The organism is Actinomycetospora callitridis (assembly GCF_028737265.1).
In the GTDB taxonomy this organism is placed as follows: Bacteria; Actinomycetota; Actinomycetes; order Mycobacteriales; family Pseudonocardiaceae; genus Actinomycetospora; species Actinomycetospora callitridis.
Genome location: NZ_JAQZAK010000008.1, coordinates 100,737 through 127,725 on the forward strand (window position 1 = coordinate 100,737; position 26,989 = coordinate 127,725).

The window sequence follows — 26,989 nt, forward strand, 5'->3', positions numbered from 1 at the left end:
TGGGGACCGGGCCGGTCAGCCGGACCGGGTGACGACGATCCGCTCGGCGACGCCGGCGAGCCAGTCGATGAGCAGGGCGACCGTGGCGATGATCGCGCCGGCCACGAGCAGGACGTTGATGCGGTTGAGTCGAAGCGCCTGCTGGACGAGCTCGCCGAGCCCGCCCGCACCGATGTAGCTGGCCAGGGTCGCCGTCCCGACGTTGAGCACGAGCGCCACGCGCAGCCCGGCCACGATGACCGGGACCGCCAGCGGGACCTCGACGCGGAACAGCGTCTGCCGCGACGACATGCCCATGCCGCGGGCCGCCTCGATCAGCGACTGGTCGACCTGCTGCAGACCGATGACCGTGTTGCGGAGCACGGGCAGCAGGGCGGCCAGCGTCAGACCGATGACCGCGGTGGTGACGCCGAAGTTGAACGCGAACGCCATGAGGAGCAGCACGCCGAACGGCGGCAGGGCCTGGGCGAACCCGCCGATGGCGAGCACCGGGCCCTGCACCCGGCGGGCGGCCCGCCGGCTGAGCAGGATGCCCAGGGGCACGGCGATGACGAGCACGAGGATCGTCGAGAGCGCGGCGAGCCAGAGGTGCTGCCCGAGCAACGAGGCGAGGTTGTCGGGCGCGAGCACGCGCTGCTCGATGGTGTCGAGGTCGCGGGTGCCGATGTAGAGGAGCAGAGCGAGCAGCAGCACCACGATGATCCCCGGGAGGATCACCAGGTCGTAGTGCTGCAGCCACAGGGACGCGAAGCGCCCCTGCTTCTTCTCCTCCTCCAGGACGGCGACGTCGGACTGGGAGTCGACGGTCTCCGTGGTCGCGGTGCTCATGCGTCACCCTTCCGGGTCCGCAGGCCGCCGACGAGGTCGTTCCAGTGCAGGACGCCCGCGGCGCGGCCCTCCTCGTCGACCACGGCCACCAGCGAGGCCGAGCCGTCGAGCATGACGTCGACGGCGTCGTAGACCGTGCCGGACAGCGGCACCGTCACCAGCGGGGTGCCCGACGCCTCGGCGCCCGGCAGGTGCCGCCAGGACACCGGCTTGCCGGAGCCGTCGACCTCGGCCACCGGGGTGCCGTTCTGGTTGCCCACGGCCCGCTCATCGGTCTCGATGGGGTGCAGCTCGAGGCGGGCGAGGTCCAGGAGGCTCAGCCGCCGGACCGCCGCGCCGCCGCCGACGAAGTCCGACACGAAGTCGTTCGCCGGGCGGGTCAGGATCGTCTCGGGCTCGTCGTACTGCTCCAGCTTGCCGGTGGCGAACACCGCGATCTTGTCGCCGAGCTTCACGGCCTCCTGGAGGTCGTGGGTGACGAAGGCGATGGTCTTGCCGACGGTGCGCTGGATCTCCAGGAACTCGTCCTGGAGGCGGTCGCGCGTGATCGGGTCGATGGCGCCGAACGGCTCGTCCATGAGCATGACGGGCGGGTCCGCGGCCAGGGCCCGGGCGACACCGACACGCTGCTGCTGGCCGCCGGAGAGCTGGCGCGGGTAGCGGTCGCGGAACGTCGAGGGCTCGAGCCCGACGAGGTGGAGCAGCTCGTCGGCCCGCTCCCGGATCCGCTGCTTGTCCCAGCCCAGCATCTTCGGGACCACGCCGATGTTGTCGGCGATGGAGAAGTGCGGGAAGAGACCGCCCTGCTGGATGACGTAGCCGATCTCGCGGCGCAGGAGGTCGCCGTTGACGTGGGTGACGTCCTTGTCGTTCAGCAGGATGCGGCCCGCGGTCGGCTCGATGAGCCGGTTGATCATCTTCAGCGTCGTCGTCTTGCCGCAGCCCGAGGGGCCGATGAGCATGACGATCTCGCCCTTGGGGATCCGCATGTCGAGCTGGCTCACCGCGGGCTGGGTGCTGCCCGGGTAGATCTTCTCGACGCCCTCGAGAACGATCGTGTCGGTCTGTCCGGCGCCGGGCTCCGGGACGGACGTGGTCTGGTCTGCGGTGTCAGACACGGATCCCCCTGGGGATGGTCAGGCGCTGGACGATGGCGAAGAAGATCTCGAAGACGGCGGCGACGACGAGGCACAGCAGCGTGCCGGCGAGCACCTGGTAGAAGGAGTTCGACGCGCCGATGCGGGAGATCCCGTTGAGGAGCAGGATGCCCAGGCCGGGGCCCTGGACGACGGCGCCGACGACGGCGATCGAGATCGAGATCAGCGTGGTGACGCGGATGCCGTTGAGGATGACCGGCCACGCGAGCGGCAGCTGGATCGTGAGCAGCCGCCGCATGCGGCCGTAGCCGAGCCCGCGGGCCGACTCGAGCACGGCCCGGTCGACGGTGGTCAGGCCGGCCACGGTGTTCCGCAGGACGGTGTAGAGCGTGTAGATGATCAGCACGATGATCGCGGTGGTCACGCCGAGCCCGGTGATCGGCAGGAACAGCGCGAACAGCGCCAGCGAGGGCACGGTGAGCAGCGCCGCCGTGAAGACCAGCCCGCCCTCACGCACGCCGGCCGCGAACCAGTCGACCGAGTAACGGGGCGGGTCCGGCTCGCCGGTGGACACCGCCAGACCCAGGACGACGCTGATCAGCGAACCGACGCCGACCGCGATGAGGACCACCAGGAAGTGGGCCTGGGTCAGGAAGATGATCTGCTGGGCGTTGCTGGCCAGGTAGTTCAGGAAGTTCACGACGCTCCTCTCTCGGGAGCAGGGGGAGTGGACAGGGGGGACACGCCTTCCGTGGCGTGGGTGGGCGGTGGACCGGCCCGGGCGCCGGCGAGTCCCCCGGAACCGGCACCGGCGCCGGCACCGAGCGCTCGGGAGAGATCGGCCGCGGCGCGCAGGACGGCGGCGCGGACCTCGTCGAACACGGGGTCCACACGGGACTCGGGCCCGCTGACGCCCAGCGCGGCGACCACCGTCCCGCCGCTGTCGCGCACCGGGGCGCCGACGGCGAGCAGGCCGCGGTCGGTCTCGTTGCGGGCGGTGGACCATCCGCGCCGGCGTTCGTCGACCACCCGCGACACGAGCTCGTCCAGCGAACGCGGGGCGGCCGGACCGGCCGGCCCGAGGCCCTCGGGCACGATCACGCGGGCGATGGCGGCGGTGTCCAGGTCGAACAGCAGCACACGACCGGTGGCGGTGCACGACAACGGGGCGGTGCGTCCGACCCAGCCCGAGGCCCGCAGCTCGCTGTCCGGCGCGGCCGTGCTGATGGTCATCACGCTGCCGCCGCTGCGGATGCCGACGTCGATGCGCTCACCGAGCAGGGCGGCCTCGCGGGCGACCGCGGCGTCGGCCTCGTCGCGCAGGCGGCGTTCGACGGCGGTGGCGCCGATGGCGAACAGGCGCGTGCCGATGCGGTAGCGCAGCGAGCCCGGCTCGCGGTCGACGTAGCCGGCGTCCGCCAGGACCTTGAGCAGGCGCGAGACCTGGGACTTGTCACGCCCGAGCTGGCGGGCGATCTCGACGACGCCGAGCGAGGACGGCCCGCCGGGCGCCCCCAGCAGGTCGAGCACGTCGAGCGCGCGGTGGACGGGCCCGCCGGCCTCGTCACGGTTGCGGCGCCCGTGCGGGGCGCCGGAGCCGGCGGTGGGGGCGAGGGAGGTCGCGGGCGACCGCGGGGCCGGGGCGTCGGGCCCGCCGGTGCGCGCGCGTGGGCTCATCGACCGCCTTCCTCCCCTCCACGCCGACCTGGGTGACGGCCCTCACTCGGGGCGTCTGCGGCAACGGGCGTTGTCCTTGCGACAACGGCTGCGGGGACAGTAGGCGCGTCAGGCGGAGGTTGTCACCCCGTAGGTCCGACATTCGAGGGATGTTTCTCGCGCGTCCCGGACGCACTGGGTAGCCACCAGCGCTCCGATGGGCCGCCCACAACCGGATTCGGCCAGCTCCAGGCCACGGTGAGGCGATCCCACCCGCTCACGGGCCGCCGGGGTCACCCCGCGTGACGGCGGACGCGTATCGAGATCGTGATGTGCCGGGAACACCCGGTGGTAGCCCGATCGGGCCATCTCCGGGGTGCTCCGGGACGTTCCGGGGTGCTCAGGAGCGGTCGGTGCCACCGGAGATCGCGGTGCGCGTGGGGGCGCCGACGCCCCAGAGCGCCAGCAGCCGGTTCTCGATCCGGTCGAGCTCGCCGCCCACCGCGACGTGCGCGCTGCGCCGCCGCGAGCCGGGCATCTGCTCGGCGGCACGCACCGCGGACTCCAGGTCGGTGAGGCGCTGCTGGGCGTCGTCGACGAAGGACCGGACCTCGGCGGCGCGGGAGTCGTCACCGTCGCCGTAGCGCGAGCGCAGGTCCCGGGCGGAGAGCGCGAGGTTGTGGATGCGGGCGTAGAGCGCCGCGCCGCGACCGGTGAACTCCGCGAGCTCGTCGGGGGCGACGCCGAACTGCCGCGCGCGGTGGGCGTCCCAGCGGTCCCGGGCCATGCCCACCGCCTGGTAGACGATCGGCGCCACGACGGGCACGACGATGCGCGCGATGCCGATGTAGCGCTTGATCTTCGCGCCGGTCAGCGGGTCGGCGGCGGTGCCGGTGAGGTCGTCGTCGTCCTCGTCCTCGGGCTCGTTCTTCCGGCGCTTCTTCGCGGCCTTGAGGGCCTTCTTGTCGCCGAGGAGCGTGGCCTCCTGCGTCTCGGCGAGCAGCCGCTCCGCCCGGGCCGCCTTGCGCCGCTCCTTCTGCGCCGAGACCGCGAGGTCGGCGGCCTTCGGGCTCACGACGAAGACGTCGTCGCTGATCTCGAGCGCGTCGGCCTCCGTCGCGGGCCGTCCGCGGCGCAGCAGTCCCATGGACCCTCCCCGTCTCGTGCCCGCGGCGCGTCGGGCGCCCGGGCGAACGCCCGCACCCTAGTGGTCAGTCCACCCGGCGCGCCCGGCGTGGATCCCGCAGCGTGACGGGGTGTCAGGGGGGCGTGGGAAGCTCGGGTCATGAGCACGACGACCGCGCGGGAGGCCGACGACGGGTGCGCGCCCGCCGCCGCGCCCCGGCCGGTCCTGCTCGACGCGGCCGCCACCACGCGCTGCCGCCGCCGGGTGCACCTCGAGCACGTCCCGGTGGAGGACCTCCCGGGCGGCCCCCCGCCCAGCGGTGACGACGCCGATCCCGGGGTCGCGATGCGCCGTGCCGACGCGGCGGCCCACCGTGCCGACCTGGCCGCCCGGTGGGCGGAGCTCCTCGGTCCGCACTGGACGTCGGTGCCGCCGGCGTCCGGCTCGCGGGCGCGCGCGGAGGCCACCGAGGCGCTCCTCTCGGGCCCCGCCCCGGTGCCCGACTTCGTGGGCGGGGCGGAGCTGCCCGCCGCCGAGGGCCGCCGGGGCAACGTCGAGGTGCTGGTGCGGGCCGAGCCGGGCGATCCCGCCTCCGGCTGGTGGCCCCTGGTCGTCGTGCGGCACCGCGTCACCGATCCCGGCGGTGGGGCGCTCACGTCGCCGCTCGGCAGGCCGCACCCGGCGGCCGCCGCTCCCGACGACACGCGCCGGATCCGCACCGTCACCCGCGACGTGCTGCGTCTCGCCCATCTGCACCGCATGTTGCGTGCGGCGGACCTCGCGCCCCCCGAGAGCCCGGGCGCACCGGTCTGGGGCGGGGTCGTCGGCCTCGACGCCGACGTCGTGGTGTGGATCGACCTGGCGGCGCCGTCGGGCTCCGGCGGTCGCAGCGCGCTCGAGACCTACGACGGGCGGCACGCCGACCGGCTGGCCGTGGCCGAGGCCGCGCGCCGGCGGGCGCCCGCGCTCGCCGAGCCCTCGCGCATCACCGAGTGCCGCCGCTGCCCGTGGTGGCCGACGTGCGAGGCCGAGCTGCGCGCGGTCGACGACGTCAGCCTCGTCGTCCGGGGCGACGCCGCGCTGCGGCTGCGCGGCCGGGGCGTCACCACGGTGCGCGAGCTCGCGGCGCTCGATCCCGCGGTCGGGCTGCCCGGCCCGCCCCCGGACGACCCCGAGGTGGGCGACGGCGCGCTCGAGGGCGCGGAGCTGCGGGAGGCGGTGGCCCTCGCCCGGGCCTGGCGTCGCGACGTCCCGCTGGTGCGCCGTGTGCGCCGGCCCACCGTCGCGCGCGGCGACGTCGAGGTGGACGTCGACATGGAGAGCCTCGGCGAGGACGGCGCCTACCTGTGGGGCGCGCTGCTCTCCGGCGCCGACATCGGGGTCGAGCCCGGCTACCGCGGCTTCGTCACCTGGGACCCGCTGCCCACCCGCGACGAGGGCCGCTCGTTCGGGGAGTTCTGGACGTGGCTCACCGACGTCCGCGCCCGGTGTGCGGAGCGCGGGCTGGTGCTGCGGGCCTACTGCTACAACGAGCAGGCGGAGAACCGCTGGCTGCGCGCCTCCGCCGAGCGCTTCGCCGGCATGGCCGGCGTGCCCCCGGCGGCGGAGATCGAGGAGTTCATCGCCTCCGACGCGTGGATCGACCTCTTCCCCGTCGTCAGCGACGCCTTCCTCTGCCCGCACGGCAAGGGCCTCAAGCGGGTCGCGCCGTCGGCGGGCTTCGCCTGGCACGACCCGGAGGCCGGCGGGGAGAACTCCATGCGCTGGTACCGCGACGCGGTCGCCCTCGACGGGGGTGAGCCCGACGCCGCACAGCGCGAGCGGCTGCTCGTCTACAACGCCGACGACGTGCGGGCCACGTGGACGCTGCGCACGTGGCTCACGTCCGACCGTGTCCTCGAGGTGCCGTTCGTCGACGACCTGTAGCGACGGTCAGCGAGGCTGCATCCGCAGCGCGCCGTCGAACCGGATGACCTCGCCGTTGAGGTAGTCGTGCTCGACGATCATCGCGACGAGCTGCGCGTACTCGTCGGGACGCCCGAGCCGCTGGGGGAACGGGATGCCGGCCGCGAGCTGCTCGCGGAACGACTCCTCGACGCCCGCCAGCATCGGGGTGTCGATGATGCCCGGGGCGATGGTCATCACGCGGATGCCGTACTGCGCGAGGTCGCGGGCCGCGGGCACGGTCATGCCGACGACGCCGCCCTTCGACGCCGAGTAGGCGATCTGGCCGATCTGTCCCTCGAAGGCGGCGACGGACGCCGTGTTGACGACGACCCCGCGCGCCCCGTCCGCCAGCGGCTCCGTCGCGGCGATCGCCTCGGACGCCAGGCGCATGACGTTGAACGTGCCGACCAGGTTGACCCCGATGACCTGCTGGAAGACCTTCAGGTCGTGCGGGCCCTTCTTGGACAGCACGCGCCCGGCGGTGCCGATGCCCGCGCAGTTGACCACCACGCGCAGCGGCAGGCCGGTGGACGTCGCCGCCTCGACGGCGCTCGCCACCTGGTCGGGGTCGGTCACGTCGGCGCCGACGTACTCGACGTTGTCGAGCTTCTCGGCGTCCTCGACCGCGGAGGGCAGGTCGATCCCGATCACCCGGGCGCCGCCCGCGGCGAGCTTGCGGACGGTGGCGCCCCCGAGGCCGGAGGCCCCACCGGTGACGATCGCGGCGACATCGGTCGTGTCCATGGGTGCGCAGGCTATCGCCGCGCCGACCGGGCCGCCGGTCAGCACTGACCGTTCGGGCCGTGACGTCTATCGCCGCGCGATGCCCAGCTGGAAGTCGTCCAGGTACCGCGCGGCGAAGCCGGCCTCGGAGTAGGCGAGGTAGAAGTCCCACATCCGCACGAACGTCTCGTCGAAGCCGATCGCGCGGACCTCCGGCTCCCGGACCAGGAACGTGGCCCGCCAGCGGCGCAGCGTCTCGGCGTAGTCGAGGCCGATCGACCGGCGCTCGACGACCTCCATCGACGTGTGCCCCGCCAGCGTCGCGTCGATCGCCTCGAGGCTGGGGATCAGGCCGCCGGGAAAGATGTACTTGTGGATCCAGGTGTAGTTGTCCTTGGTCGCCTGGAGCCGGTGGTGCGGCATCGTGATCGACTGCAGACCGAAGCGACCGCCGGGGGCGAGCAGCCGGTCGACGGTGGCGAAGTACTCGGGCCAGAAGCGTTCGCCGACGGCCTCGATCATCTCGATGCTGATCACGGAGTCGTACTCGCCGACGGCGTCGCGGTAGTCGCGGACGTCGATGGTGATGCGGTCGGAGACGCCGGCCTGCTCGGCGCGGACGCGAGCGAGCTCCGCCTGCTCGACCGAGAGCGTCAGCGTCGTCACCCGCGCGCCGCGCTGCGCGGCGCGGATCGCGGCCTCGCCCCACCCGGTGCCGATCTCGAGGACGCGGCTGCCGGCGCGCACGCCCGCGAGGTCGAGGACCCCGTCGATCTTGCGGTGCTGGGCGTCGGTGAGGGACTCGGTCGGCCGGGCGGGGTCGAACCAGGCGGCGGAGTACATCATCGACTCGTCGAGGAAGAGCCTGAACAGGTCGTTCGACAGGTCGTAGTGCCGGTGGACGTTCTCGCGCGACACCGTCGCGTCGGCCGCGACCTCCTCGTGCGGCTGGCCGCGGTCGTAGACCCGGCGCAGGTTGCGCAGCGGACGCGGCACGAGCTGCTCGACGTGGTCGGTGAGGCAGCGCAGCACGCCGACGAGGTCGTCGGAGTCCCAGTCGCCGACCATCCACCCCTCGCCGAAGCCGATGAGGCCCTGGCGGCCGAGGCGCGTGAAGAAGGCCTCCGGGCGGATGAGGCGGAGCTCGGGACCCTGCGGGTCGCCCTCGACCGACCCGTCGGGCCACACGAGGTGCAGCGGGAGACGGACGATGGCGGCGCGCACCAGGGCGCGAGCCACGATCATGCGGAGCCGGTTCTCGCCCGGGTCCTGCAGGCCCGGCCACACGCCCTCTGCGGGCCGCGGGACGACGCGGCGGGGCTCGGTGGTGCGCGAGGTCGATGACACGTGGCTGTCCTCTCGTTCGCGGCCGGCTTTTCGACCGCCTGTGCATCCTTCGCGGTGCGAGCCCTGTCGCCGCACTCCACGGCACCTTCGTGATCGGGCGCCGGAGTGTTCGCCGCTTTTCGCGGAGATCACGTCCGAGGTCCTCGCCGACGATCACTCAGGACGCCCGTGGTGGGTTACCGTGCGGAGTCCCCGAGACCGGAGGGTGACCTCGCCGTCCGCCGAGAGCCCCGGAGGAAGGTGAGATGGGCGTCCCCGAGCAGCTGCGTCGGCTCGACGAGGACCTCGCCACCGGGCGGGTCGACGCCGAGTCCTATCGGCGGCGACGTGACGAGCTCCTCGCCGCCCGGCTCCCCGCGACCCCGCCGCCCGCCCCGGCGGACGATCTCGACGACAGCGAGCTCGACGCCGCCGACCGCGAGCTGGGCCTCGAGGACGAGGAGGCCTCGGCCCGCACCCGGGCGGCCACGACGACGCCCGACGCCCGGCACGGCGTGCGGGGCGCCCCGCCCCCGCCCGCCCGCCCGAACGGGGCGCGGCCGCCGACGGGCCCCGGGTCCGGTCCCGCAACGACCTCCCAGGCCGCGCGACCCCAGGCCCCGCCGCCCCGGACCCCGCCGCCCGGCACCCCGCCGTTCTCCCGGCGCCCGCCGCCCTCCGGCCCGGCGCACCCGGGCGGCCCTGCGATCCCTCCGACGACACCGTCCGGCCCCGGCGCGGCCCGCGGCCCCCGCACCGCCTCCCCGACGACCCCGCCGCCTCCTCCGCCCCGGCCCGCGGACGGGCCGACGTCCCGTGAACCTCGCCGCGCCGCCCCGGCGGCCGAGCCGGTCGCCACGCCCGCGCCGTCGACGCCGGCACCCGCCGTCACACCCCCGTCGTCCGAGGCGACCGATCGGCCGGCCACCGAGCGCGATCCTCCGGAGGCCGGGGCTCGCCCCGCTCGCCCGGTGGCCGGATCCCTCGCGGACGCCCTCGCCCCGCCGACGCCCGCCCCCGCGGACGGCGACCCACCCGAGGCCCGACCCGGCCCGGCCCCGACCGACACCGTGTCCTCGGGAGACCGTGCGACCGCCGACGACCCGACCGCTGCGCCGCAGCCGGCCGCTCCTGCCGAGGCCACGGCGCAGACCGTGTCCTCAGGACACGGTTCGCGAGCGGAGGCGGGGGCGCAGGAGCCGGCTGCTCCTGCCGAGACCACGGCCGCTCCCGCCGGGCCGGAGGAGCAGGAGGGCGGCACCTCGGCGCCGCCCGAGGAGGACGTCCCCCGGGACCCCGGCCCGCCCGGCATCCCCGGCCCGACCGCCGACGCGCCGCCGCTGCCGGGCGCACCGGCGGTGCCCGCGCTGCGCCCGCCGCCCCCACCCGTCGACGTGGACGAGCACGACGCGGACGACGCCACGCGCACCGACGAGCGCCCGCTGCCGGCCGACCCGTTCCCGCCGCCGTTCCGCTGGTCGACCGAGGGGACCGACGGCCACGCGTCGCCGGACACCACCCAGGTCGTCCGCGACGCGGCCGGACCCGCCGCCGACCGCACGCAGGTCGTCTCCCGCGGGGTCCCGGGGCCGGAGGTGACGCAGGTGGTGCGGCGTTCGTCGGTGCCTCCGCGCGGTGTCCCACCCCGCGCGGCGCCGCCCGCCCCCGAGCGCACCCAGTTCGTGCCGGGGTCGGTGCCGGCGCGGTCGGCCGGGGGAGGGGTCGCCCGCCCCGAGGAGACGGTGCCGCCGTGGGCGGCGGGCGCGGCACGGTCCGAGGGCCTGCCGGGTCGCGAGCTCTTCGCCCGCGGCCCGGGCCCGCGTGCCGGCGCGATCCTGGGCGCCGCGGCCGTGGTCCTGCTCGTCCTCGTCGTGCTGGTGGCGTCGATCGCGCTGGCCTGAGGGTCGATCACTAGGCTCGGCCGCGTGGTGACCATGGTGAGCTTCCACGCGCACCCCGACGACGAGTGCATCTCCTGCGGCGGCGTCATGCGGGCGGCCGCGGACGCGGGGCACCGTGTGGTGCTGGTGGTCGCCACCCGGGGCGAGCACGGCGAGATCGTGCCCGGGGTGCTGGCCGACGGCGAGACCCTCGCCGAGCGCCGGGTCAAGGAGACCCACGACGCCGCGGCCGTGCTGGGCATCGCCCGGGTCGAGTTCCTGGGCTACGTCGACTCCGGGATGGTCGACACGGACACCAACGGCGCCTCCGGGTCGTTCTGGTCCGCCGACGTCGAGGAGGCCGCCGAGCGGCTCGCGGCGATCCTGCGCGAGGAGGACGCCGAGGTCCTCACCTGCTACGACCGCATCGGCGGCTACGGCCACCCCGACCACATCCAGGTGCACCGGGTCGGTCGGCGCGCCGGCGAGCTCGCGGGGACGCCGCGGGTCTACGAGGCCACGTCCAACCGCGACGAGTTCCGCAAGATGATGGCGATGGCGCGCGAGGGCGGTCAGGACGCCCCGGACCTGGACCCCGACGGCTTCGGGTCGCCCGAGGCGGAGCTGACCACCCGCGTCGACGTCACCCCCTGGCTCGACGCCAAGCGCGCCGCGATGCGCGCGCACCGCAGCCAGATCGCCGACGACTCCTTCTTCCTCACGCTGGACGACGACCGGTTCGCGATGGCCTTCGGCACCGAGTGGTTCATCCGCCTGGACGGAGATCCGGCGCACCGCGAGGACACGCTCTTCCCCGCATAGCGTCGCACCGGCCAGGGTGGGCGTCGTGGACCGAGGACGGCGACTGCTGGCGGACCCCCACCAGACCAAGGGCACCGCGTTCAGCCCGGAGGAACGGCGGGAGCGCGGCCTGCTCGGACTGCTCCCGGCCGGGGTGCAGACTCTCGAGGAACAGATCGGTCGTTGCTGGTCGGAGGTCCAGCGGCTCTCGAGTGACCTCGACCGCTACGTGTACCTGCGCTCGCTGCAGGACCGCAACGAGCGCCTCTTCTACGCGCTGCTCGCCGCGCACGTCCCGGAGACGCTCCCGCTCGTCTACACGCCGACGGTGGCCGAGGGCTGCCGCCGCTTCTCGGAGATCTGGCGGCGCCCCCGCGGCCTCTACCTGTCGTGGCCGGACCGCGAGCACCTGCGGGAGGCGCTGCGCAACCGGCCCCAGGAGGAGGTCGACGTCATCGTCGTCACCGACGGCCAGCGCATCCTCGGCATCGGTGACCAGGGCGTCGGCGGCATGGGCATCCCGATCGGCAAGCTCTCGCTCTACACGCTGATCGGCGGCATCGATCCCGCCCGCACCCTGCCGATCCTGCTCGACGTCGGCACCGACAACGCCGCGCTCCTCGAGGACCCCTTCTACCTGGGCTGGCGCCACCACCGCATCGACGAGGACGCCTACACCGAGTTCGTCGACCGCTTCGTCGAGGCCGTCCAGGCGGAGCTGCCCGACGTGCTGCTGCAGTGGGAGGACTTCGCGACGCCCCACGCCCTGCCGATCCTGCAGCGCTACCGGGACCGGCTGCTGACCTTCAACGACGACATCCAGGGCACCGCCGCCGTCGCGCTCGGCGCGCTGCGCGGGGCCACGGACGTCGCCGGGACGCGGCTGCGCGACCAGCAGGTGGTCATGCTCGGCGCCGGCTCGGCCGGTGTCGGGGTCATGGAGATGGTGGCCCAGGAGATGGTCGACGAGGGGCTCTCGGAGGCCGACGCCTACGCCCGCTGCTGGGTGGTCGACGTCCGCGGCCTGCTCACCGCCGACCGCGAGGACCTCTCCGAGGCCCAGCGTCGCTTCGCCGTCGACCCCGACGTCGTCGCCGGGTGGGGGGTCGACGGCCTGCCGCAGCTCGCCGACGTCGTCGAGCACGTCACGGTCGGGGTGCTGCTCGGCCTGTCGACCGCGGCCGGCGCGTTCACCGAGCAGATCGTGCGGACGATGGCGGGCAAGGTCGAGCGGCCGATCGTCTTCCCGCTCTCCAACCCGACGGCCAACGCCGAGGCCCGGCCCGCCGACCTCGACGCGTGGACCGACGGCCGTGCCCTCGTCGCCGCCGGCTCGCCGTTCGCGCCCCTGCGCCGCGGCGACCGCGAGATACCCGTCGCGCAGTGCAACAACGTCTACATCTTCCCGGCGATGGGTCTCGCCGTGACCGCGGCGCGGGCGACCCGGGTCACCGACGCGATGATGCGCGCCGCGGCCCGCGCGCTGGGCGCCGCCTCGCCCGCCCTGCGGGACGCGGACGCCCCGCTGCTCCCGCCGTGGGCCGACGTCCGCGCGGTCGCCGAGGACATCGCCGTGGCCGTCGCGGTGCAGGCGGTGGGCGACGGTGTCGCCCCGGCGCGCAGCGAGGACGAGCTGCGCGCGCTCGTCCGCTCGACCCGCTGGACGCCCACGTACCAGCACCCGTAGCCCCCCGTGGTGATATGGGCGTCGACAGCTGGCGGACCGGACCCCGAGGAGTTCTGACGTGGCGACCGGCCTCGACGAGACGGGCACCCGTCCGGTCCGTGACGTCCCGACCCTCGTCGACGGCGACAGGCCGCGGGCGGACCGCCGCCGGGAGTGGTCGGGGGCGGCGCTCATCGCCGCGGTCGGCGGCCTGCTCGGCGGGCTGCTGTTCCTCGTGGCCTACAAGGGCATGCCCGACGACTCCTACATCACGCTCGACTACGCCCGGAACGTCGTCGAGCACGGGCACTGGGGCCTCACGCCCTTCCGGGACGCGAACTCCGCCACCTCGCCCCTGAACGTCTGGCTGCTCGCCGGCGGCATCCTCGTCACGGGTCGCCCGGTGGTGGCCGCCGGCCTGGTGCTCGTGCTGACCACGGCGGCGATGGCGGTGTGGGCCGGCCAGCTCGCCGGGGATCTCGGCCTGCGGCGCGCCGTCGTCGCGGTCCTGACCGTCGGGCTCATCGTCTCGTCGCCGATCTTCGCCTCCGTCGTCGGGATGGAGTCGTTCCTGGTCGCGGCGCTGCTCGTGGCGGTGGTGCGCTACGCGACCGCGCGCCGGGTGGTCGCCACGGGAATCGTCACCGGCCTTGCGGTGCTCACACGCCCGGACCTCGCCCTGCCGGCCGTCGTGCTCGTCGCTGTGCTCTTCGTGGCCGCCGCGCCCCGCCGGCCGCGCCGAGCGGCGCTCGCGGTGGGCGTCGGCGCGCTGGTGACGCTGCCATGGCACATCTGGTCGTGGTTCGTGCTCGGCAGCTTCGTGCCGGACAGCCTGATCATCAAGACCAGCGGTGCCTTTCCCGGTGGTGAGGTCTTCGGCAACGGGCCGCTCTTCATGGCCGAGCGCTGGCCGATCCCGATGTTGGTGGTCGGCCTCGTGGTCGGCGTGGGTGTCGTCGCGGTCGTGGCGTCGGCCGTCCGCTGGATCGCGGGCCGTGGCCGGCTCACCGACCGCGTCATCGTGGCTGCGGGGGTCGCCGGCGCGGTGCACTACGCCGCCTACGCAGCCATGGGCGTCTCGTCCTACATCTGGTACTACTGCCCGTCCCTGGCGCTGCTGACCCTCGCCGCGTCCCTCGGCGCTGCCGATCTCAGCCTGCGGCGCACCGGGGCCGTGGTCGCCGGGCTCGCGGTCGTCGCCGGCGTCAGCGTCGGTCACCAGACCGGTCTGGGCACGCCGTGGCCGAACCCGGCGGTCTTCGGGAACTGGGCCACCGCGTCCGACTACATCGAAGCCGGCACCCAGCTCGGCCGGGTGCTGCCCTCGGATCAGAGCGTCCTCGCGCCGGGCGAGATCGGCACCCTCGCCTTCGCCTGCCGCTGCGACATCGTCGACCAGTTCAGCGATCGCGCGCGGCTGATGTCGGTCGTCGACTCCCGGCTGGCCGTGAGCGGTCCCGTCGGGGGGTTCCTGCTGCGCCTGAACTTCCTGCACGCCGAGCGCACGCCGGTGGAGCCTCCCGACCGGATCCTCACCTACGAGACCGGTCCCGGTCCGGGCTGGCCCACCTACGTCCTGGGACGCGGTGCGGGGCATCTCGTCCTGGAGCCCTGAGGGCCCCGGCGCTCAGCCCTCGAGGATGTAGCCGCGCCCGCGGACGGTGCGGATGCGCTCCGCGCCGAGCTTGCGGCGCAGGTAGCCGATGTAGACCTCGACGATGTTCGAGGTCGGCGGGCCGCCCCACACGCGGGTCACGAGCTGCTCCTGCGACATCGCCTGGCCGCGCGGGTGCCGGATGAGGGCGTCGACGACGGCGTACTCGGTGCGCGAGAGGCTCACCGGCTTGCTCTCGACGAACACCTGCTCGAGCGCGGTGTCCACCATGACCTCGCCACGGCGCAGGAACAGCTGGGCGGTCGGGCGGTCGTCGCCGAGCCGCAGGCGCAGCCGCGCGAGCAGCTCCTCCATGGGGAAGGGCGTCACCAGGTAGTCGTCCTGCGTCGCGCGCAGGGTCGACACGGTGCGGTCCCGGGCCTCGGGGCTGGTCAGCGCGATGACGGGCGTGCGCGGGGCGTCGCGGTGGAGATCGGCGAGCACCTCCACCGGCCGCAGCCCGGGCATCTCGATGTCGAGCACCACGGCGCGTGCCCCGCTGGCCCGCGCGGTCGCCCCGACGCTCCAGCTCTCACGGAGGAGTTGGGGTTCGAAGCCGTGCGACCGCAACGTCCCCACCAGGACGCTCGTTGTGCGATGGGAAGGGGCCACACACAGCACGCGGCCCCGCTCCGCGCCCGCATAACGATCAGGTCTCATCGCGGCCCAGCTTGACGCGGCGCGCGTCCGAGTTCAATCGGCGAGCGGCGAGCGGGAACGTGATGCTCACCAACGGCACTCTCCTGAGAGTCGGGTGCGGCGAGCGGCGCACGTACTCGTCCGTTCGGCGGCATAGACCGTCCCTTCGTCGCGCTGAGCGGGCCTGCGGGCGGCGCTGAGTCACAGCTTTTCTCAGGTCCGCCCCGGCCCAACGGTCGTGTCCCTACCGTGACCTCCCGTCGGAGCCCGGACGGCGACGCTCCCCCTCGCTGCCGCCGTCCGCGCTCCGCCGACACCAGGACACCCGTGTCCCCCGGCGTCGACCCCTGGACGAGCTCCCCCGTCCCGGCGCCCCGGGCACCGTCAGGAGGTTCCCCGTGCCCCGACGCGGACGACATCGCACAACACTCCCCATGCGCATCCTCGCGATCGTGGCTGCGCTGCTGGTCACCGGCGGTGTGGTCACCGTCGCCGGCTCGGCCTTCGCCGATTCGGACTCGGGCTCGGGTGACTCCGGCCTCCTGAGCGCCTTCTCGAGCGACGAGGACTCCGGCTCCGGGGACTCCGAGCAGAGCTCGGACGACGAAGGCCGGTCCTCCGACGCTGACGAGGACCAGGGGTCCGACGAGCAGGGCGAGCAGAACGGCGACGAGAACGCCGGCGAGGACGGCCAGGGCGACGGCGGCGACGAGCGCCGCGGCGACGAGAACAACGGGATGACCGAGGACGTCGGCGAGGTCAACGCCGACAACGAGGGCGCGGCCGTCGAGGCCGCCGAGGCCGAGGACCCGTTCCCGGGCCGTGCCGACGCCGCGAACGCCGACAGGGGCGACTACGTCGACATCAGTGACGTCGAGGCGAACGGCAACATCGGCGAGGGCGGCGTGTTCAACGACGCGCAGGGCACCTACACCGTCGACTGCGGCGTGAGCGACCACAACAACTCCGACAACTACATGGCCGCGCCGGGCAAGGAGAACGGCGCCCAGCACGTCCACGACTACGTCGGCAACCAGACCACCGACGCGAACTCCGACGACGACCCCCTGCAGGAAGCGGCCGACGCGGGCCAGACCTCCTGCGTCAACGGCGACGGCTCGGCCTTCTTCTGGCCGGTCCTGCGCGACATCAACGGCGCGAGCCCCGACGAGGGTGAGAACGGCGGCAGCCTCGACGGGAACGTCGGCTCGATCATCAAGCCGGCCTCGGCGGACCTGACGTTCCACGGGCACGGCGACCGGGAGATCACCGCCATGCCCAGCCACCTCATGATGATCATGGGGAACGCCAAGCAGGGCGCCCAGGACGGCAAGAACGTCAACGCCAAGTACACGTGCTCCGGGCAGGGCAACGAGAACCGGATCACCGAGCAGTACCCGATCTGCGGTCCGGGCGAGCAGCTGACCCGCATCCTCGACTACCCGAGCTGCTGGGACGGCGAGAACCTGGAGTCGAAGGACTTCCGCTCGCACATCTTCTTCCCGGACGACCAGGGCAACTGCGAGTCGGACCAGGAACCGATCCCGGCCCTGCGCATCACCCTGAAGTACGACCAGCCCGAGGGCCGCACGTTCCAGATCGACAGCTTCCCGAACGAGCAGCACGACCCGAGGACCGACCACTCCGACTTCCACAACATCGCCAGCCAGGCGTCGAACGACGCGGGTGCGGAGTGCATCAACGAGAACCAGGACTGCGCCAACCTGCAGCAGTAGGCCGGACCTGAGCACCACCCACGAGGGGTCGTCCCCGTGATCTCCACGATCACGGCGGGCGGCCCCTCGCGTTCGTGCGCCCGGCGACATACGGTCGGGGCAGGCGCCGACCGGCGCTCACGGGAGTCCGGGCCACCGGGCTGAGAGGGGACCAGGCCGCACTGCACCCATTTGGGACGGGCGGCAGCGGTCCCGACCGTTCGAACCTGATCCGGATCATGCCGGCGCAGGGAGGCTGCAGATGAGCACGTCGTCGTCCGTGTCCGGGCCCGCTCCCGGCGACACCGCCGCGGCCCCCGCCGAGGTCGCCCCCACCCTCGACGGCCCCGTGCCGAAGACCCTGGGCTTCCTCGACCAGGGCGCCTTCTGGGCGAACCTCGGGGTGAGCCTGCTCGGCTTCGCCGGGGTGCTCGCCGTCCTGGCGCCGGCGGGAGCACCCCCGCTCACGGTCACCGCCGCGATCGTGGCCACGGTCGTCGGCACGGTGATCGGCAGCGCGATGGTCGGGCTCTCCGCGATGCCCGGCGCGGCCACCGGTGCGCCGGCGATGGTGCTGCTGCGTGGCCTGTTCGGCGGGGTGCTGTCCTGGATCCCGTCGGTGCTCAACGTCGTGCAGCTCATCGGCTGGGGCACGTTCGAGCTCGTCGTCATCGCCCAGGCCGGCACGCTGGCGCTCGGCGGGCCGACGTGGGCCTGGGTGCTGGGTGCGGGGGTCGTCACGACCGTGCTCACGCTGCGCCCGCTCGGGATGCTGCGCCTGCTCCGGCGCGTGGTGACCGTGCTCGTCGCGATCTCCGTCGCCTATCTCGCCTGGTGGCTGTTCACGCGACCCGAGCTCGACCTCACCAGCACCGGCGGCTCCTGGGCCGGGTTCTGGGCGGGCACCGACGCGGCGATCGCCGTCGCGGTGTCGTGGATCCCGGTGGCCTCGGACTTCTCGCGCCACTCGCGGCGGGTCTCGACGGCGTTCACGTCCGCGACCGTCGGCTACGGGGTCACCCAGATCGTGTGCTTCGTCGTGGGCCTGGCCGCGCTCGCGCTGGTCGGCGGCAACGGCGACGAGGTGTTCGCCCCGATGCTCGCCGCACCGCTCGGGCTGGTCGCGCTGCTCGTGCTCACCGCCCGCGAGACCGACCAGTCGTTCGCGAACGTCTACTCGACCGCGGTCTCGGTGCAGAACCTCGCCCCGCGCGCCGACCGCCGGATCCTGTGCCTGGTGATCGGGACGATGATCACCGTGCTCGCCCTGGGCGTCACGATCGACGACTACGCGGTCTTCCTCGCGGTGATCGGCTCGGTGTTCGTGCCCCTGCTCGGGGTGGGCGTCGGCGATGCGCTCGTGCGCCGCGGTGCCCCGCCCGACCTCTCCCGGTGGGCGCCGTCGCGCCCGCTGATGGTCGTGGCGTGGGTGATCGGGCTGGTGGTCTACCAGCTGATCAACCCGGGGGGCGCGCCCGTCTGGTCGGACGCCTGGACCCTCCTGCGCGAGGCGATCGGGTTCGTGCCGCCGTCGTGGCTGTCCGCGTCGCTCTCGTCGTTCCTCGTCGCCGTCCTCGCGGCCGCGCTGCTGGCGCGTCTGGAGCAACGGCGCCGGACGTGACCTCCTGACGTGACATCCGCCCCGGTGACGGCGGCCGGGTCGGTCCTGTACGGCTGGAGGGCCGAAGGACGACACCGACGCGCGGAGGGGGCTGAATGGCGGGTCACCTGCGCGGATGGGCGCGTGAGCTGCGCTCGCCGCTGACGCTGCTGCTGGTCGTCGCGTGCGTCGTCGGCGGGGTCTGGGCGGCCGTCGTGCTGACGCCCGACCAGGACGTGGAGGTGCTCGGGCAGCAGCTCAGCGTCGGGGCCCAGGCGCCGACGGCGACGCTGTCGGGACCGCCGCGCATCGTCCAGATCGGCAACACCAGCCTCGACGTCCCCGACGTCGCGATCTACGGGCCGCTGCGCCCGCAGCTGACGATCGGGCCGGTGCAGCGCAACGCGACCGCGGGCGACGCCGTGGCCGCGCTGGCGCAGGGCCGCAGCCCGGCGGACGCACTGTCGGCGATCGTCACCGGCTTCGAGCACTGGTACGGCTGGGCCACCCTGATCCTGGTCGCGGTCGTGCTCGGCATCTGCGGGCTCGTCGGCTCGCTGCGGGTGCTCGCGATGCTGCGGTTCACCGTGCGCCGCTCGGGCGCCGGCGCGCGCCCCGCGGTCGTCGCCCGGCGACTCTCGCGGACGCTCACGCGCTCGACGGTGGTGGCGCTGGCCGCGGCCCTGCTCGTGTGGGGCGTCAGCGGCGTGCTGGCGGTGGTGGGGGCCCAGGGCCTGCGCGACGCCCGCTCGCTCACCGACCTCACCGGCGCCCACCACGTCACCCCGTCGCCCGTGGGGCCGACCGTGTCCGGCGTCCGGGGCGTCGTGATCGGGGATTCGCGGGTCGCCCGGCTCGGCGGACCGGTCGCCCCGGGCGCCCCCGCCGAGGACGTGGCGTGCGCCCGCAGCACCGACTCGCTCGCCCACCAGATCTCGGCGGCGATCGGCGACGAGGTGCTCAACCTCGCCTGCTCGGGGGCGCGCATCTCCGCGGGCCTGCGTGCTCCGCAGCAGGCGGGCGGAGTGCAGGTCCCGCCGCAGATCGGGCGGCTCAAGCAGGTCGAGGACCCGGCGTTCGTGGCCGTCGCCGTCGGCCCCAACGACCTGAACTGGACCGACCTCATCGGCTACTGCTACGCGGCGGCGGACTGCGCCGACAACTTCACCGCCGGCGAGTTCGGCTACCGGCTGGCGGCCTTCGACCGCGACTACGCCGACCTGCTCGCCGACCTCGCGACCCTGCCGTCGCACCCCCGCGTCGTCGTCATCACCTCCTACGACGTCCTGCGCCCCGACGCGCAGTGCGCGACCGTGCGCGGGCCGCTGCAGTACCCCGGGCTCACCCCCGAGGAGATCCAGCTGCTGGCGGACCGGAACGCCGCGCTCAACCAGGTGCTGACCGCCGGCGCGCGTCGTTACGGGTTCGACGTCGTGACCCCGCCGCTGTCCCCGTTGTGCGTCCCGGACGGCGACGGCCTGGGCCCCGACCTGCAGTCGATCCAGGACCGGTACCCGTTCCACCCCACCGCCGTCGGCGAGCTGCGCCTGACGATCCCGGTGGTCGACCGCGTCGGCGTGCCCGCCCCGGTGCCGCCTCCCTGATCCCCCGGATCTCCCTGCGACCACCCGGCGCTCGGTTGCTTGGACCGGCCCCCAGGGGGCACTCCCCTCGCTACGTGAGCGAAGTTCCCGGCTATAGCCGGGAACTTCGCTCACGTAGGACCGAAGGGAGCAACGCGCTCGTGAAGATGCGCACGCTGGGCCGGACCGGCATCAAGGTGAGCCCGTACTGCCTCGGCGCCATGATGTTCGGCGCCTGGGGCAACACCGACCACGACGACTCGATCAAGATCATCCACAGGGCGCTGGACGCCGGGATCAACTTCGTCGACACCGCCGACGTGTACGCGCAGGGCGAGTCCGAGGAGATCGTCGGCAAGGCGCTGCAGGGTCGCCGCGACGACGTCGTGCTCGCGACCAAGGCGCACGCCCCGATGGGCGACGACCCGAACCACCGCGGCAACTCGCGCCGGTGGCTCGTGCGGGAGGTCGAGAACTCGCTGCGCCGCCTGCAGACCGACCACATCGACCTGTACCAGATCCACCGCCCCGACCCCGAGACCGACGTCGAGGAGACGCTCTCGGCGCTCACCGACCTCGTGCGCAGCGGCAAGGTCCGGGCGATCGGGTCGTCGACCTTCCCCGCGTCCGACATCGTCGAGGCCCAGTGGGTCGCCGAGCGCCGCGGCCTCCAGCGCTTCCGCACCGAGCAGCCCCCGTACTCGATCCTCAACCGCGGCATCGAGCGCGAGGTCCTCCCGGTCTGCCGCCGCTACGGCATGGGCACGCTCGTCTGGAGCCCGCTGGCCATGGGCATGCTCACCGGGAAGATCCGCAAGGGGCAGGAGGGCGGCACGCAGCGCTCGCAGCGCACCCCGGGCCGCTTCACCGACGAGCGCAAGCTCGACGCGGTCGAGCAGCTGATCCCGCTCGCGGAGAAGGCGGGCCTGTCGATGGTGCACATGGCGATGGCCTTCGCCGTGTCCCACCCGGCCGTCACCTCGGCGATCATCGGGCCGCGCACGATGGAGCAGCTCGACGACGTCCTCGCCGGCGCCGAGGTCACCCTCGACGACGAGGTGCTCGACCGCATCGACGAGATCGTCCCGCCCGGCGTGGACGCCAACCCCGGCGACGTCTCCTACGAGCCGCCGGCGATCGGCGACGTGGCCCAGCGTCGCCGGCCGCGCGAGGAGCGGGCGGCGGCGGGGAACTAATTCCCTGCAACGGGCGGCGGCGCTCGCCCGGCGCCGGGAACACTCAGAAGGATTCGGAACACTCGGAAGGGGTCTCCCGATGGGCACCGTCGCCATCGTGATCATCATCGTGGTGGTGCTGCTGGCCGTCGCCGGTGTCGCCGCCCTCGTCCTGGCGCGCAGGCGCAAGCAACAGCAGCTCGTCGAGCAGTTCGGTCCCGAGTACGAGCGCCGGGTCGCCGAGACCGGCGACCGCAAGCAGGCCGAGCAGGAGCTGCAGCAGCGCAAGGAACGCCACGACCAGCACCAGCTCCGGCCGCTGCAGCCCGACGAGCGCGAGCGCCTGCGGTCGGACTGGCAGCAGGTCCAGCGCGGGTTCGTCGACGACCCCGGCGGGGCCGTCGAGCACGCCGACGCCCTGCTGGTGACGATCATGCGCCAGCGCGGCTACCCCGTCGAGGACGGCCGGCGCCGCACCGACGACCTCTCGGTCGCCCAGCCCCACCTCGTCGGCGACTACCGGCGGGCCCAGGACGTCGTCACCTCGCACCGGCAGGGCACGGCGAGCACCGAGGACCTCCGCTACGCCTTCACGTCGTTCCGCACCCTCGTCGAGGCGATGCTGGACGACGACGGCGGCGAGGGGCAGGGCCGGCACGACCAGCACGACCAGCAGGGCCGGCACCAGCAGAACGGCACGACCGAACGAATCTCGGGCTCGCCCCGGGGTGCCGGCGACCAGCAGATCGGGCACCCCGACGCCGGCACGGAACGCATTCAGCAGCCGCCGCCCGCAGGAGCGCCCGGGCAGGGTGCGCCTCCCGGAGGAGCGCCCGCCCAGGGCGCGCCGCAGGGCGGCCCGGTCGGTCCGGGCCGGCCACCGTCGGCGCCTCCCGCGACCGGCGGACCCGACGGACACCAGGAGCGCAGGGCATGAGCCACCCCGAACAGGGTCGAACCACCGAGCGTCCGGCAGGTCAGGAGCGCCCGGGCGGGTACGACGAGGACCCGCGGCAGAGCCGGCAGGCCGGTGACCCCTACGGCGACCCGGCCGGCGGCCAGCACGGCGCGGAGCACGGCGGTTTCGCCGCGCGTCACGGCGGCGCCCCCCAGGGGCAGCCCGGTGGGCAGCAGGTCGGCGGCCAGTACGGCGGTCAGCCCGGCCAGGACCAGTACGGCGGCCAGGACCAGTACGGCGGCCAGCAGCTCGGCGGCCAGTACGGCGGTCAGCCCGGCCAGGACCAGTACGGCGGTCAGCAGTACGGCGGCGACCAGTACGGCGGGCAGCAGGCCGGCGCGTACGGCGGCCAGCCCGGTGACCCGTACGGGCAGCAGACGGGCCAGCCGGGCCAGGTTCCCGGGCAGCAGTTCGGCCCGGGGCAGGCCGCGCCGGGCGACCAGGTCGGCCAGGCGCCCGGTGGTGTCGGCCCCGGTGGTGTCGGCCCCGGCGGCGCCGGTCCCGGTCAGCCGACGCCGGGCCAGCCCGGCCAGGGCGACCCGTACGGGGCCGGCGGTCAGCAGCACGGAGACCCGCACGGTCAGTACCCCGGACCGCCCGACCACACCCCCGGAGCCCCCGGCGAGCCGGCGGGCACGCAGGGCGGTCACGGTGTCGGGAACGGCGCCGGGAACGGTGCCGGCCACGGCGCGGGAGACGGTGCCGAGGGCGGCAACACGATCATCGACCCGCAGCGCGCGGGGCAGTGGCGCTCCCAGTGGGAGGACGTCCGGATGATGTTCGTCGACCGGCCGCAGGACGCGGTGGCCCGGGCCGACGGGCTGGTCGGGGAGGTGCTCGAGGAGCTCTCGCGCACGTTCACCGAGCAGCGCAGCGCCCTGGACCCGAACTCCCTCGGCGGCGAGCCGTCGACCGAGGAGATGCGCCGGGCCGTGCAGCGCTACCGGGAGTTCTTCGACCGGCTGCTGACCCTGTAGATCACCACTACGGTGCGCCGATGGTCTCCACCCCGGACTTCGGACGCACCCTCGACCGCCTCAAGCCCGTCGTCGGTGCGGTGACGAGGGCGCACATCGCGCTCTATCGCCGCACCGGCGGCTGGCTCGGGCACTCGATCCCGGGCATGCCGACGATGCTGCTGCTCGACCACGTCGGGGCGCGCAGCGGCCGGCTCCGGACGACGCCGCTGCTCTACTTCGCCGACCCCGAGGACCCCGACGACCTCGTGATCGTCGCGTCGTACGGCGGCCACCCGCGCCACCCCGCCTGGTTCCACAACCTCCGCGCGCACCCGGACACGACCGTCCAGGTGCGGGACGAGGTCCGCCCGGTGCACGCGCGGGTGGCCACCGACACCGAGCGCGCGCGTCTCTGGCCCGCGGCGACCGCGACCTACTCGCCGTACACGGGCTACCAGCAGCGGGCCGACGAGGTCGGGCGGACGATCCCGTTCGTGATCCTCACCCGACGGGACTAGCGCAACCGGACGTGGTCCGGGGTCAGGTCCTTGATCGACGACACCCCGAGCAGCGCCATCGTCCGGCGGATCTCGGCGGTGAGGATCGTCGCGAGGTGGTCGACGCCCTGCTCGCCGCCGGCCATGAGCGCGTAGAGGTACGCGCGGCCGACCAGACAGCCCGAGGCGCCGAGCGCGACGGCGGCGACGATGTCGGCGCCCGACATGATCCCCGTGTCGAGCATGACCTCGGCCTCCCCGCCGACCTCGGCCACCACCGACGGCAGCGTCTCGAGGGGGACGGGCGCGCGGTCGAGCTGCCGCCCGCCGTGGTTCGACACGATCACCGCGTCGGCGCCGGCGTCGACCACCCGCCGGGCGTCCTCGGCCGTCTGCACGCCCTTCACCACGAGCGGTCCGTTCCACGTGGATCGGAGCCAGGTGAGGTCGTCGAGGGTCAGCGCCGGGTCGAACATCGAGTCGATGAGCTCGGCGACCGTGCCCTCCCACGACGTCAGGGCCGCGAACTCCAGCGGGTCGGTCGTGAGGACGTTCGCCCACCAGTGCGGGTGGCGCGCCATGTCGAACAGGGTGCGTGCGGTGAGGGCCGGCGGGATGGTCAGCCCGTTGTAGGCGTCGCGCAGGCGGGCCCCGCCGACCGGGGTGTCGACGGTGAGCATGATCGCCTCGTTGCCGGCCTCCGCCGCCCGGCGGACGACCTCCTCGCTCGCGGCCCGGTCGCGCCAGAGGTAGAGCTGGAACCAGCGCCGGGTGTGCGGGGCGGCCGCGGCGAGGTCCGCCGGCGACGTCGTGCCCATGGTCGACAGGGTGTGCGGCACCCCGATGCGCCCCGCCACGCGCGCCACGGCCGGCTCGCCGGCGTGGTGCATCATCCGGGTGAACCCGGTGGGGGCGAAGGCGAAGGGCAGTGCCGACGGGCCGCCGAGCAGGGTCGTCGAGGTGTCGATGTGCGAGACGTCGCGCAGCACCGAGGGTCGGAACTCGAGCGCGGCGAACGCCTCGCGGGCCCGGTTCAGCGAGCGCTCGCCCTCGGCGGCGCCGTCGGTGTAGTCGAACACCGCGCGCGGCGTGCGGCGCCGGGCGATCTCCCGCAGGTCGCCGACGGTGTGCGCCCGCGCGAGACGGCGTCGGGTCGGGTCGGGATCGGGCCGGGCCAGGCGCAGGAGGGGGCGCAGCTCCGACGGGCGGGGCAGCCGTCGCGGGGTGCGGACGCGGAGCGGTCGCTCCTCGGAGGTCGTCATCCGTCCTCGTTCCTCGTCGCGGCGGTCGGGTCGTCCCCCTACCGAACGACGCCGGGGGCGGCACGTCAAGCGCGCGGGGATGGTCCCCCCGTGGCGAGGGCCGGTGCGGTACAACCGACCCGGACTCCGCCGGGACCGGCGGAGGGTGTCGGGAGAGGACGAAGGTCGTGAGCTACCCGCAGCGCTCGTGGGACGACGGTGACGTCGAGGTCATCGGCAGCCGGCTGTGGGCCGGCGGGGTCGCCACGGCCGTGGTCGCCGCGGGGATCGCCATCGTCGGCGTGCTCATCCTCACGAACGTCTTCGACCTCGGCATCCAGACCGCGCAGCGCAGCGGCGCGCTGGTCGACAACGCGATCACGATCATCCCGGTCTGCGCGGCGATCGCGGCGCTCGCCGGCACGGCCCTGCTGCACCTGCTGCTGCTGACCACGCCCCGCCCGGCCACCTTCTTCTCGGCGATCGTGCTGCTGGTGCTCGTGGTCCTGCTGCTGCAGGTCTTCCTCGCCCGCGGCGGCGTCGTCGACCACATCGCCACCGCGATCCTCTACGCGGCCATCGGGCTGGCGATCATCTCGATGCTCTCGGGCGTCTCGCGCACGGCGGTGCGGCCCGTGACCTCCGGCGGCTGGGGCGGACGGCAGTACGACGGCCGGTACGACCAGCGCTACGGCTCCTACGACCAGCAGCAGCAGCAGCACCCGGGCCCGTACCCCGGCGGGGACCAGCGCACGACCCGCTACGACCCGCGGGGCGGACAGGGCGGCGGCGCCGGCTGGTAGGCCGTTCGGCCTCTCTCCTGCCTCCGTTGCGCCCGGTAGCGGCGTCCGGACCTGCCGTGACGTTGATTCTATTGACGCCACTTCACTTGACCCTCCGTGCGCGCCCTGACGACCCTGGAGAGGCGTGATGCTCTACGCGGGTGATCCCTTCCTGCCCGCGTCCAGCTCCGTCGCCCCAGGTGGGGCGACAACGGGACGAGAGGTCGGCGATGTCACCCACGGCGGTCAACGGTTCGAGCACGAGCCGCGAGCACGAGGTCACCGGACGCACCCCGGTCACGCCACACGGCACGGCGCCCGGCCCGGGCCACCCCGTCGACCTCCAGGCCGCGCGGGCGGCCCTGCGGCTGGCCCTCCCCGAGCCCGGCAGCAAGTTCAGCCAGGACGACGAGTGGTGCGTCGTGGCCGAGCCGGACGGCTCGTGGGCCGAGTACCGGTTCCACGACTACGACCGCATCTTCGGCGTCCGCGGGCTGTACGAGAAGATCTTCTACGACGTCCTGGGCTGCGACTCGCCGCGCTTCATGGTGGGCCTGCTCAACGACGCCCTGGCGTCCGCCGACGTCCCGGCCGACTCGCTGCGGGTGCTGGACCTCGGCGCGGGCAACGGGATCATGGCCGAGGAGCTCGCCGCCGTCGGCGTCGAGCACTCCGTCGGGGTCGACATCCTCCCCGAGGCCCGCGACGCGGCCGAGCGCGACCGTCCCGGCCTGTACGCCGGGTACCACGTCGCCGATCTCACGGCGCTGCCCGCGTCGGAGCGCGAGGCCCTGGTCTCCCACGGGCTGAACACCCTCACGGTGGTGGCGGCCCTCGGCTTCGGCGACATCCCGCCGGCCGCGTTCCGCACCGCCTACGACCTCATCGCGCCGGACGGGTGGGTCGTCATGACGATCAAGGACGCGTTCCTCGAGGAGACCGACACCTCCGGCTTCGGGGGGATGATCGGCGAATCGATCCGGTCGGGTGCCCTGGAGGTCGTGCGCCGCGAGCGCTTCCAGCACCGACTGGCCACCGACAGCAGCCCGCTGCTCTACGAGGGGATCGTCGCGCGCAAGCGCGGACCGCTCGCGGGGTGAGCCTGGCCTCCGACCCGTCGGTAACCGTGTGATCCA

The 26,989-nt window shown here is 74.0% G+C and carries 23 protein-coding genes and 1 riboswitch; of the genes, 14 read left to right on the top strand and 9 right to left on the bottom strand.

Annotated features, from left to right (window positions below):
- Positions 1-15: 15 nt before the first annotated feature.
- The 5 genes from PH191_RS22420 to PH191_RS22440 form a co-directional block, all read right to left on the bottom strand.
- On the bottom strand, positions 16-828 hold the full coding sequence (locus PH191_RS22420) for an ABC transporter permease (protein WP_274196855.1): 813 nt from the start codon (positions 826-828) through the stop codon (positions 16-18).
- Entirely contained in the window at positions 825-1,883 is a 1,059-nt protein-coding gene (locus PH191_RS22425; RefSeq protein WP_274196981.1) for an ABC transporter ATP-binding protein, read from the bottom strand. Before PH191_RS22425 ends, PH191_RS22420 begins: the two co-directional genes overlap by 4 nt.
- Positions 1,884-1,938: 55 nt before the next feature.
- Entirely contained in the window at positions 1,939-2,625 is a 687-nt protein-coding gene (locus PH191_RS22430) for an ABC transporter permease (protein WP_274196856.1), read from the bottom strand.
- Positions 2,622-3,602 (bottom strand): IclR family transcriptional regulator, encoded by a 981-nt coding sequence (locus PH191_RS22435; RefSeq protein WP_274196857.1) that lies wholly within the window; start codon positions 3,600-3,602, stop codon positions 2,622-2,624. The genes PH191_RS22430 and PH191_RS22435 overlap by 4 nt, the downstream gene beginning before the upstream one ends.
- Positions 3,603-3,981: 379 nt before the next feature.
- Positions 3,982-4,728, bottom strand: a complete 747-nt coding sequence (locus PH191_RS22440) for a DUF6474 family protein (protein WP_274196858.1) — start codon at positions 4,726-4,728, stop codon at positions 3,982-3,984.
- Between the two features lie 138 nt (positions 4,729-4,866).
- Between PH191_RS22440 and PH191_RS22445 the strand changes: the two genes are divergently transcribed.
- Positions 4,867-6,633, top strand: coding sequence for a TM0106 family RecB-like putative nuclease (locus PH191_RS22445; protein ID WP_274196859.1), 1,767 nt, complete (start codon positions 4,867-4,869; stop codon positions 6,631-6,633).
- 6 nt (positions 6,634-6,639) lie between these two features.
- Here PH191_RS22445 and PH191_RS22450 read toward each other — a convergent pair whose 3' ends face one another.
- Together PH191_RS22450 and PH191_RS22455 are read right to left on the bottom strand one after the other, a co-directional pair.
- Complete coding sequence (locus PH191_RS22450; protein WP_274196860.1) at positions 6,640-7,398, bottom strand: SDR family NAD(P)-dependent oxidoreductase; 759 nt, start codon at positions 7,396-7,398, stop codon at positions 6,640-6,642.
- 66 nt (positions 7,399-7,464) lie between these two features.
- Entirely contained in the window at positions 7,465-8,724 is a 1,260-nt protein-coding gene (locus tag PH191_RS22455; protein ID WP_274196861.1) for an SAM-dependent methyltransferase, read from the bottom strand.
- 245 nt (positions 8,725-8,969) lie between these two features.
- Here PH191_RS22455 and PH191_RS22460 point away from each other — a divergent pair, with 245 nt between their 5' ends.
- Genes PH191_RS22460 through PH191_RS22475 form a run of 4 tightly spaced genes read left to right on the top strand, consistent with a single transcriptional unit; the run spans position 8,970 to position 14,665 of the window.
- Entirely contained in the window at positions 8,970-10,604 is a 1,635-nt protein-coding gene (locus PH191_RS22460; RefSeq protein ID WP_274196862.1) for a hypothetical protein, read from the top strand.
- Positions 10,605-10,628: 24 nt separating this feature from the next.
- Positions 10,629-11,405: a PIG-L family deacetylase gene (locus PH191_RS22465; RefSeq protein WP_274196863.1), complete on the top strand. Its 777-nt coding sequence runs from the start codon at positions 10,629-10,631 to the stop codon at positions 11,403-11,405.
- Positions 11,406-11,430: 25 nt separating this feature from the next.
- On the top strand, positions 11,431-13,071 hold the full coding sequence (locus PH191_RS22470) for an NAD-dependent malic enzyme (protein ID WP_274196864.1): 1,641 nt from the start codon (positions 11,431-11,433) through the stop codon (positions 13,069-13,071).
- Between the two features lie 58 nt (positions 13,072-13,129).
- Complete coding sequence (locus tag PH191_RS22475) at positions 13,130-14,665, top strand: hypothetical protein (RefSeq protein ID WP_274196865.1); 1,536 nt, start codon at positions 13,130-13,132, stop codon at positions 14,663-14,665.
- 12 nt (positions 14,666-14,677) lie between these two features.
- Here PH191_RS22475 and PH191_RS22480 read toward each other — a convergent pair whose 3' ends face one another.
- Positions 14,678-15,283: a response regulator transcription factor gene (locus tag PH191_RS22480; protein ID WP_274196866.1), complete on the bottom strand. Its 606-nt coding sequence runs from the start codon at positions 15,281-15,283 to the stop codon at positions 14,678-14,680.
- A gap of 494 nt (positions 15,284-15,777) precedes the next feature.
- Here PH191_RS22480 and PH191_RS22485 point away from each other — a divergent pair, with 494 nt between their 5' ends.
- The 7 genes from PH191_RS22485 (at position 15,778) to PH191_RS22515 (ending at position 23,851) form a co-directional block, all read left to right on the top strand.
- Positions 15,778-17,079: a DUF1996 domain-containing protein gene (locus tag PH191_RS22485; protein ID WP_274196867.1), complete on the top strand. Its 1,302-nt coding sequence runs from the start codon at positions 15,778-15,780 to the stop codon at positions 17,077-17,079.
- Positions 17,080-17,188: 109 nt separating this feature from the next.
- Positions 17,189-17,329, top strand: a riboswitch (TPP riboswitch).
- On the top strand, positions 17,321-18,679 hold the full coding sequence (locus PH191_RS22490; protein WP_274196868.1) for a purine-cytosine permease family protein: 1,359 nt from the start codon (positions 17,321-17,323) through the stop codon (positions 18,677-18,679). (Overlaps the previous riboswitch by 9 nt.)
- A gap of 95 nt (positions 18,680-18,774) precedes the next feature.
- A complete protein-coding gene (locus PH191_RS22495) occupies positions 18,775-20,262 on the top strand; it encodes a GDSL-type esterase/lipase family protein (protein WP_274196869.1) in 1,488 nt (495 codons plus the stop codon).
- A 140-nt stretch (positions 20,263-20,402) separates the two neighbouring features.
- Complete coding sequence (locus PH191_RS22500; RefSeq protein WP_274196870.1) at positions 20,403-21,437, top strand: aldo/keto reductase; 1,035 nt, start codon at positions 20,403-20,405, stop codon at positions 21,435-21,437.
- Positions 21,438-21,516: 79 nt separating this feature from the next.
- Positions 21,517-22,353: a hypothetical protein gene (locus tag PH191_RS22505; protein ID WP_274196871.1), complete on the top strand. Its 837-nt coding sequence runs from the start codon at positions 21,517-21,519 to the stop codon at positions 22,351-22,353.
- The gene (locus tag PH191_RS22510) at positions 22,350-23,351 is read left to right on the top strand and encodes a hypothetical protein (protein WP_274196872.1); all 1,002 of its coding nucleotides are present in this window, start codon (positions 22,350-22,352) and stop codon (positions 23,349-23,351) included. Before PH191_RS22505 ends, PH191_RS22510 begins: the two co-directional genes overlap by 4 nt.
- A gap of 20 nt (positions 23,352-23,371) precedes the next feature.
- Positions 23,372-23,851 (top strand): nitroreductase family deazaflavin-dependent oxidoreductase, encoded by a 480-nt coding sequence (locus PH191_RS22515; RefSeq protein WP_274196873.1) that lies wholly within the window; start codon positions 23,372-23,374, stop codon positions 23,849-23,851.
- On the opposite strand, the gene PH191_RS22520 is transcribed toward PH191_RS22515, so the two are convergent.
- A complete protein-coding gene (locus PH191_RS22520) occupies positions 23,848-25,092 on the bottom strand; it encodes an alpha-hydroxy acid oxidase (protein ID WP_274196874.1) in 1,245 nt (414 codons plus the stop codon). The two genes, PH191_RS22515 and PH191_RS22520, sit on opposite strands and share 4 nt — an antisense overlap.
- Before the next feature lie 167 nt (positions 25,093-25,259).
- Here PH191_RS22520 and PH191_RS22525 point away from each other — a divergent pair, with 167 nt between their 5' ends.
- Together PH191_RS22525 and PH191_RS22530 are read left to right on the top strand one after the other, a co-directional pair.
- A complete protein-coding gene (locus tag PH191_RS22525) occupies positions 25,260-25,874 on the top strand; it encodes a hypothetical protein (protein WP_274196875.1) in 615 nt (204 codons plus the stop codon).
- 209 nt (positions 25,875-26,083) lie between these two features.
- Positions 26,084-26,953, top strand: a complete 870-nt coding sequence (locus PH191_RS22530; RefSeq protein ID WP_274196876.1) for a class I SAM-dependent DNA methyltransferase — start codon at positions 26,084-26,086, stop codon at positions 26,951-26,953.
- Positions 26,954-26,989: the final 36 nt, after the last annotated feature.